We start from the raw sequence: 6,597 nt of genomic DNA, 5'->3' as shown, positions 1-6,597 counted from the left end.
AAAAAACTGCACCTCCAATTGTTAGATGTTGTCTAACAATTGGGGTGCAGTTCATGTTGGCGGTCCTTTTTTTGCATGACTGGAAATTCCGTTTGAAGTTTCCCGCATTTCCTGTATAATGATATTCGTAAAATTAAACTGGAAGTTTACTTATACAAAACTTTAACTACTGTGGGTTTACTATAAGTAAACCGATTGAGGGTAATGGGATGCAAATTGGAAGAAAAATAAAGAACCTTCGTTTGAAAAAAGGGTTGACCCAGGAAGAATTGGGGGAAAGAACGGATTTAAGCAAAGGATATATTTCACAGTTGGAAAGGGATCTGAGTTCCCCTTCAATTGAAACTTTTTTCAATATTTTAGAAGTACTCGGCTGCAAGCCGAAGCAGTTCTTCGATGAAGAGGATCAAGTCCAAAAAGTGGTTTATGAAGAAGAAGCACAAACATTTTTCATCGATGAAGAACGCGGGTATCAAATCCAGTGGCTCGTGCCTGAATCGAATGAAAAGGAGATGGAACCTATTCGGCTGACTCTCCAGGAAAAAGGGGAGTTCAAACAGTTTGAACCATCCTTGTCTGAAACATTCGGTTATGTATTAAGCGGAAGAGTTATTGTAAAGCTAGGTACACACACATATTTTGTCAAGGCAGGGGAGTCGATTTATTTTCATGCTTCAGATGAACATCAAATCATCAATGATTTTGAAGGTCCGTCAGAGTTATTACTCGTGGTGACGGAATCATACTTATAGAATCCAAAACAAATGCAATCGTTGATTGATGAGTAAGGTAATGGAGAGAGGGAAGAAGCAATGACAAACGGGAATATAATACGCTTCGATCAGGTTACGAAGCAATTTGATGATGATACGGTAGTTCTCGATAATGTTAGTTTTGAAATCGAGAGAGGGAAGTTCTATACGCTTTTGGGTCCTTCCGGATGTGGGAAGACCACGATCCTTCGCTTGATTGCTGGATTTACGGAAGCCTCCAAAGGTGATATTTACTTTGAAGGGAAAAAGATCAATGATGTGCCAGCCAATAAAAGGCAAGTGAATACGGTATTTCAAGATTATGCACTTTTTCCGCATTTAAACGTGTTTGAAAATGTAGCATTTGGTCTTCGAATCAAAAAAATGAAGAATTCGGAAGTGGAAATCAAGGTGAAGGAAGCCCTCAGCTTTGTCAATTTGGAGGGGTATGAAAAACGGGAGATCAGGGAAATGTCCGGCGGTCAGCGGCAACGGGTGGCGATTGCCAGGGCAATTGTTAATGAACCGGAAGTTATCCTTCTGGATGAACCGCTATCTGCCCTCGATTTAAAATTGCGTACAGAAATGCAATATGAATTGCGGGAGCTGCAACAGAGGCTTGGAATCACGTTTATCTTCGTCACTCATGACCAAGAGGAAGCATTAGCGATGTCAGATGAGATTTTTGTCCTTAACAAAGGGAAAATTCAGCAAAGTGGAACCCCTACGGATATTTATGATGAACCGCTGAATCGGTTCGTTGCCGATTTCATCGGTGAGTCTAATATTGTAAAAGGAAAAATGATTGAAGATTATCTCGTGGAATTCGTCGGCAGACAGTTCGAATGTGTCGACCAAGGATTGAACAGTAATGAAGCTGTCGATATTGTCATCCGCCCGGAAGATTTAGAGATTACTTCCGTCGACCGCGGAAAGCTGCAAGTTCGGGTGGGCTCCCAGTTATTTCGCGGTGTTCATTATGAAATCAGCTGTTATGACCATGATGGGAATGAATGGCTTGTCCAATCAACGAAAAAAGTGGCAGTTGGAGATGAAATAGGTCTTTATTTCGATCCGGAATCGATTCATGTCATGCGATTGGGTGAGACTGAAGAAGAATTCGATAAGCGTCTGGAAGCGTATCATGATGGAGAAAGTCATGAAGAATAAATTATCCCGGAATATTTACTTCATCCCATATGTCTTATGGATTGCTTTATTCGTGATTGCACCCATTTTGTTAATCCTATACTATTCCTTCTTTGACATTGAAGGCAATCTATCATTGATTAACTATCAAAAGTTCTTTACGCCAGTATATTTAACAATGACATTAAGCTCATTTTGGTATGCTTTCCTGATTACGGGAATATCCCTTTTAGTCGCTTACCCAACCGCATATTTGTTAACGAAAACAAAGCATAAGCAGCTGTGGCTTTTGCTGATCATCGTCCCTTCCTGGATCAATTTACTTTTGAAGGCTTATGCCTTCATTGGTATTTTTGGCACATATGGTGTGGCGAATGGTTTTCTAGAGGTTGTAGGAATCGGAAAGCAGCAGATTCTCTTTACGGATTTCAGCTTCATATTCGTTTCGGTTTATATTTTCATCCCGTTTATGATCTTACCGATATTCAATGCGCTTGATAAAATGAATCCAACCCTTGTGGATGCGGCCAATGACTTGGGAGCGTCCCGTTGGATGACATTCCGCCGTGTCATTTTTCCATTGACGTTAGATGGTGTAAAGACGGGATGCCAGGTAGTCTTCATCCCGGCACTTTCTTTGTTCATGCTTACAAGACTGATTGCCGGTAACCGCGTCATAACGCTTGGTACGGCTATCGAGCAGCACTTCCTTGTGACACAGGATTGGGGAATGGGTTCCACAATCGCGGTATTTTTGATTATTATAATGTTCCTGATTATGTTTGTAACGGGTAACCGAAAGCAGGGTGTGTAAATTGGGCAATAAATTATCACCAATATCAAAAGCGTTTCTCGTTTTGATTTTTATCATACTCTATGCACCGATTTTCTTTTTAGTCTTTTACTCCTTTAACAGCGGTGGAACGATGTATGACTTTAAAGGGTTCACGATGGAGTGGTACAAGGAACTGTTCCAAGATACAAGGCTGCTGATCATTGTATTGAATACACTTGTGATCGCTTTATTATCTGCACTGATCTCAACGATCATAGGGGTAATGGGGGCGATTGGTATTCGGTCCTTTGCGAGCAGTAAAGCTAAGAATACGGTATTATCATTGAATAATGTATTGATTGTCAGTCCCGATGTGATCATCGGTGCTTCCTTCCTGATTTTATTCACAATGGCCGGGATCAAGCTTGGATTCTACTCGGTACTGTTGTCGCATATCGCCTTCAGCATCCCGATCGTAGTGCTGCTGGTCCTTCCAAAACTTCAGGAAATGAGCCCTACTTTAATTGATGCCGCTAGAGATTTAGGGGCAAGCCGGTGGGATGTATTGACGAAGGTCATCCTTCCATACATCTTACCAGGTATCTTTGCTGGTTTTTTTATGGCATTGACATATTCACTTGATGATTTTGCGGTTACGTTCTTTGTGACCGGTAATGGCTTCTCCACTCTTTCTGTGGAAATCTATTCATTGGCCCGCCGTGGGATTTCATTGAATATCAATGCACTATCGACACTGCTGTTCGTCGTGACACTGCTGTTGGTTGTCGTATATTACTTTATAACTCAACGTGTAAGGCAAACGGGAATGGGGGGGAAACGATGAAAAGGCTTGTCCAAATGTTTTTGATCATTTCCCTCGTATCCGCTTTGCTGCTATATGCGATTTCAAGATTGAATTCATCGCAGGGGTTTACGAGCAGCAATACGCTTACCATCTATAATTGGGGCGATTACATCGATGCGGATCTAATCGAACGTTTTGAAGAAGAAACAGGGATAAAGGTCATTTATGAGACGTTCGATTCGAATGAGGCCATGATGACTAAAATCGAACAGGGCGGTACGACTTATGATATTGCCATTCCGTCTGAGTATATGATCGATAAGATGCGGCAGGAAGACTTGCTGATTCCCTTGGATCATTCCAAGCTTCCGAATTTGAAAAACATCGATGAGCGGTTCATCGACCTGCCATTCGATCCGGAGAATAAATATTCCGTCCCTTATTTCTGGGGAACGGTCGGAATTGTTTATAATTCCAAGATGCTCGGTGGCAAAGAAATAACGGCCTGGGCGGATTTATGGGATAAAGATTTAAAGAATGAAATCCTTTTGACGGATGGCGCTAGGGAAGTGATGGGCATGGGTCTGAACTCTTTGAATTATTCATTGAATGATATAGATGAAGAACACCTTCAAGAGGCAAAATCCAAACTTGACGCCCTCACCCCGAATATTAAGGCGATAGTGGGAGATGAAAGCCGCATGCTATTGGAAGCCCAGGAAGCGGCGATTGGCCTGGTTTGGTCGGGAGTTGCTTCTGAAATCATGGCTGAAAATGAAGATCTCGAATACGTTGTTCCAAAAGAGGGGTCCAATTTATGGTTTGATAATATGGTCATCCCGAAAACAACCAAAAACGTCGATGCGGCTCACCAGTTCATCAACTTCATGCTGGACCCGAAAGTTGCGGCACAGAATGCTGAATATGTAAGTTACTCGACACCCAATAAAGCAGCACTTAAATATATGCCTGAAGAAGTGGTGAAGGATGAACGTTTCTATCCATCACCGGAACTGACAAAGAAACTCGAAGTGTACGAAAACCTCGGGAAGAAAAACTTGGCCCATTACAACGAACTCTTCCTTGAATTCAAGATGCATCGTAAATAACAAGAAAAAAGCATGGTGTAGGAGCTCCCTCCGTACACCATGCTTTTTCGTTTTTGGTAATGATCAACCAAATCAATTGGTAGCAAGATGAAATACTCTAAAATATCTGTAGGGATATAAGTATGTTAGTATAATGATGGGTTAGTGCATATTGAAGGTTGTAAAATCTTAAGGATTAATTAATATTCACAAGCTATCATGATAGAAAAATTAAGGGAGAGTATTCATGAAACTATTAAGAAGCACGAAGGCATATATTTGGGCTGGGAGCATTTTGATCATTGCCGGGATCATGGCATTTGCGATGATATCGTCAACGGATAAGACAATGGCGAGTATCGATGGCGAGAAAATCAATAAGGATGAGCTGTATGACGCGCTTGTTGCGGGGTACGGAGCAGATACTTTAGACCTATTAATTACGAATAAATTGGTTGAATTGGAAGCGGAAAAAGCGGGAATTAAAATTAAGGATGAAGAAATCCAGAAAGAAATCGATGTTATGGCTGAGTCCTATGGTGATGAAAAGTCGTTAAAAGAGCAATTGGAAGCAAGCGGCTCTTCCATGGATGCCCTGAAAAAGGACATTGTGGTTTACCTGCAAACGAAAAAACTGGTCGAACCGAGAATTACCGTGACGGACGATGAAATCAGTACGTATTTTGAAGATAATAAAGATACATTTGATCAAGCTGAACAAGTGGAAGCTAGTCATATTTTAGTCGAAGACGAAAAAACGGCTAAAAAAGTTGCGAAAGAAATTACAGAAGGCGGTGATTTCGCTAAATTGGCAGCTGAATATTCCACTGATGCACAAACGGCGGATAAGGGCGGAAGCCTAGGGTATTTTGGGAAAGGTGATATGGTGAAAGAGTTTGAAGATGTTGCCTTTGATCTTGATATAAATAAAATCAGTGATCCAGTCAAATCCGATTATGGGTACCATATCATAAAAGTAACCGGTAAGAAGGAAGCAAAAAAGGCTAATTTAGAAGACAGTAAAGATGTAATTAAAGAAACGCTTCTTTCTGAAAAATTACAAGAGGAATATCCCGTTTGGTTGGCTGAAGTGAAAAAAGACCATGAGATAACGAATAAATTGGAGGACTCTAACTAAGGTTATCAAGTGATTTATGAACAAAAAAGCTGAGGCATAACGCCTCAGCTTTTCTAATGGCTTGTACAATTGGGATGTTGATTTCCGCTCCAGGCACTCGCTTTCCGCGGGCAGTCGTGGAGCCTCCTCGGCTTGCGCCTGCGGGGTCTCCTCTAGACGTGCTTTTCCCGCAGGAGTCTCGTACCTTCCACTCCAATCAACTCCGTTATTAGATTTAGATAGAACATACCTATGGAGTTGAGGGTGTTGCCTTTGGGTCAAATGGTTCGGGAACTTCATTTGATGAAAGGTACGTTATCCGGACCCCTTTTTTATATATTAGAAGTTGGATGAAATGGATTTTTGATTGGTTAATCCTGATTCTTTAACGATTTCATCACTCTCTTTTTCACCTTTATCATTATCGGCTTTCAATGATTGTGATGGTGTTTCTTTCAGCTGTTTACCGGCAACGACCACTTTTGAGCTGATGTCTTTCAATTCACTTGTTGCATCTTTAGCTGTACCAAGGGCATCAGTGGAGATATCCTTTACTTCGGATACTCTACCCACCACGTCTTCATTAACGGTTTCATATAGTGTTTCAACGTCATTGATTGCCTCTTTAATCGTCTCTGTTGCCCCTTTGACTCCTGATACCATCTGTTCCTTCATTTCGCCGGGATTTTCCTTGGCCTGTTCAATCATATTCATGGAGTTGTCTTTTAAAAGGACGGCTGAACGCTTTACTTTATTTCTTGTATTGGAGTCAAGCAAGGTCAACGCACCACCAACAAGCCCCCCAATCAGAATCCCTTTTAAGAGTTTGCTATTCGGTTGAGTTTCGCTAGTTGATTGATTTTCGATAGTCGATTGAGTCATTTATAGTTCCTCCTTTAGAATAGTAGATT

General features: G+C 41.3%; 7 protein-coding genes. 6 read left to right on the top strand and 1 reads right to left on the bottom strand.

Annotation, left to right across the window (positions count from 1 at the left end):
* Nucleotides 1-209 precede the first annotated feature (209 nt).
* The 6 genes from ACFVSH_RS11690 to ACFVSH_RS11665 all read left to right on the top strand — a co-directional run bounded on the left by ACFVSH_RS11690 (nucleotide 210) and on the right by ACFVSH_RS11665 (nucleotide 5,707).
* A complete protein-coding gene (locus ACFVSH_RS11690) occupies nucleotides 210-752 on the top strand; it encodes a helix-turn-helix domain-containing protein (protein ID WP_387604708.1) in 543 nt (180 codons plus the stop codon).
* A gap of 60 nt (nucleotides 753-812) precedes the next feature.
* Entirely contained in the window at nucleotides 813-1,922 is a 1,110-nt protein-coding gene (locus ACFVSH_RS11685; RefSeq protein WP_387604710.1) for an ABC transporter ATP-binding protein, read from the top strand.
* On the top strand, nucleotides 1,912-2,715 hold the full coding sequence (locus ACFVSH_RS11680; protein ID WP_192207492.1) for an ABC transporter permease: 804 nt from the start codon (nucleotides 1,912-1,914) through the stop codon (nucleotides 2,713-2,715). Before ACFVSH_RS11685 ends, ACFVSH_RS11680 begins: the two co-directional genes overlap by 11 nt.
* Nucleotide 2,716: 1 nt before the next feature.
* On the top strand, nucleotides 2,717-3,520 hold the full coding sequence (locus ACFVSH_RS11675) for an ABC transporter permease (protein WP_387604714.1): 804 nt from the start codon (nucleotides 2,717-2,719) through the stop codon (nucleotides 3,518-3,520).
* Entirely contained in the window at nucleotides 3,517-4,590 is a 1,074-nt protein-coding gene (locus ACFVSH_RS11670; protein WP_387604716.1) for an ABC transporter substrate-binding protein, read from the top strand. Before ACFVSH_RS11675 ends, ACFVSH_RS11670 begins: the two co-directional genes overlap by 4 nt.
* Nucleotides 4,591-4,816: 226 nt before the next feature.
* Nucleotides 4,817-5,707 carry a peptidylprolyl isomerase gene (locus ACFVSH_RS11665; protein ID WP_387706006.1) on the top strand — a complete coding sequence of 297 codons (891 nt, stop codon included), beginning with the start codon at nucleotides 4,817-4,819 and terminating at the stop codon, nucleotides 5,705-5,707.
* A 318-nt stretch (nucleotides 5,708-6,025) separates the two neighbouring features.
* Here ACFVSH_RS11665 and ACFVSH_RS11660 read toward each other — a convergent pair whose 3' ends face one another.
* Nucleotides 6,026-6,568, bottom strand: a complete 543-nt coding sequence (locus ACFVSH_RS11660) for a YtxH domain-containing protein (RefSeq protein ID WP_387604720.1) — start codon at nucleotides 6,566-6,568, stop codon at nucleotides 6,026-6,028.
* Nucleotides 6,569-6,597: the final 29 nt, after the last annotated feature.

Source organism: Peribacillus sp. NPDC058002, from assembly GCF_042886655.1.
Classification (GTDB): domain Bacteria; phylum Bacillota; class Bacilli; order Bacillales; family DSM-1321; genus Peribacillus; species Peribacillus aracenensis.
The sequence above is the reverse complement of the archived record's forward strand: the minus strand, read 5'-3'. Positions and strand labels throughout refer to the sequence as shown.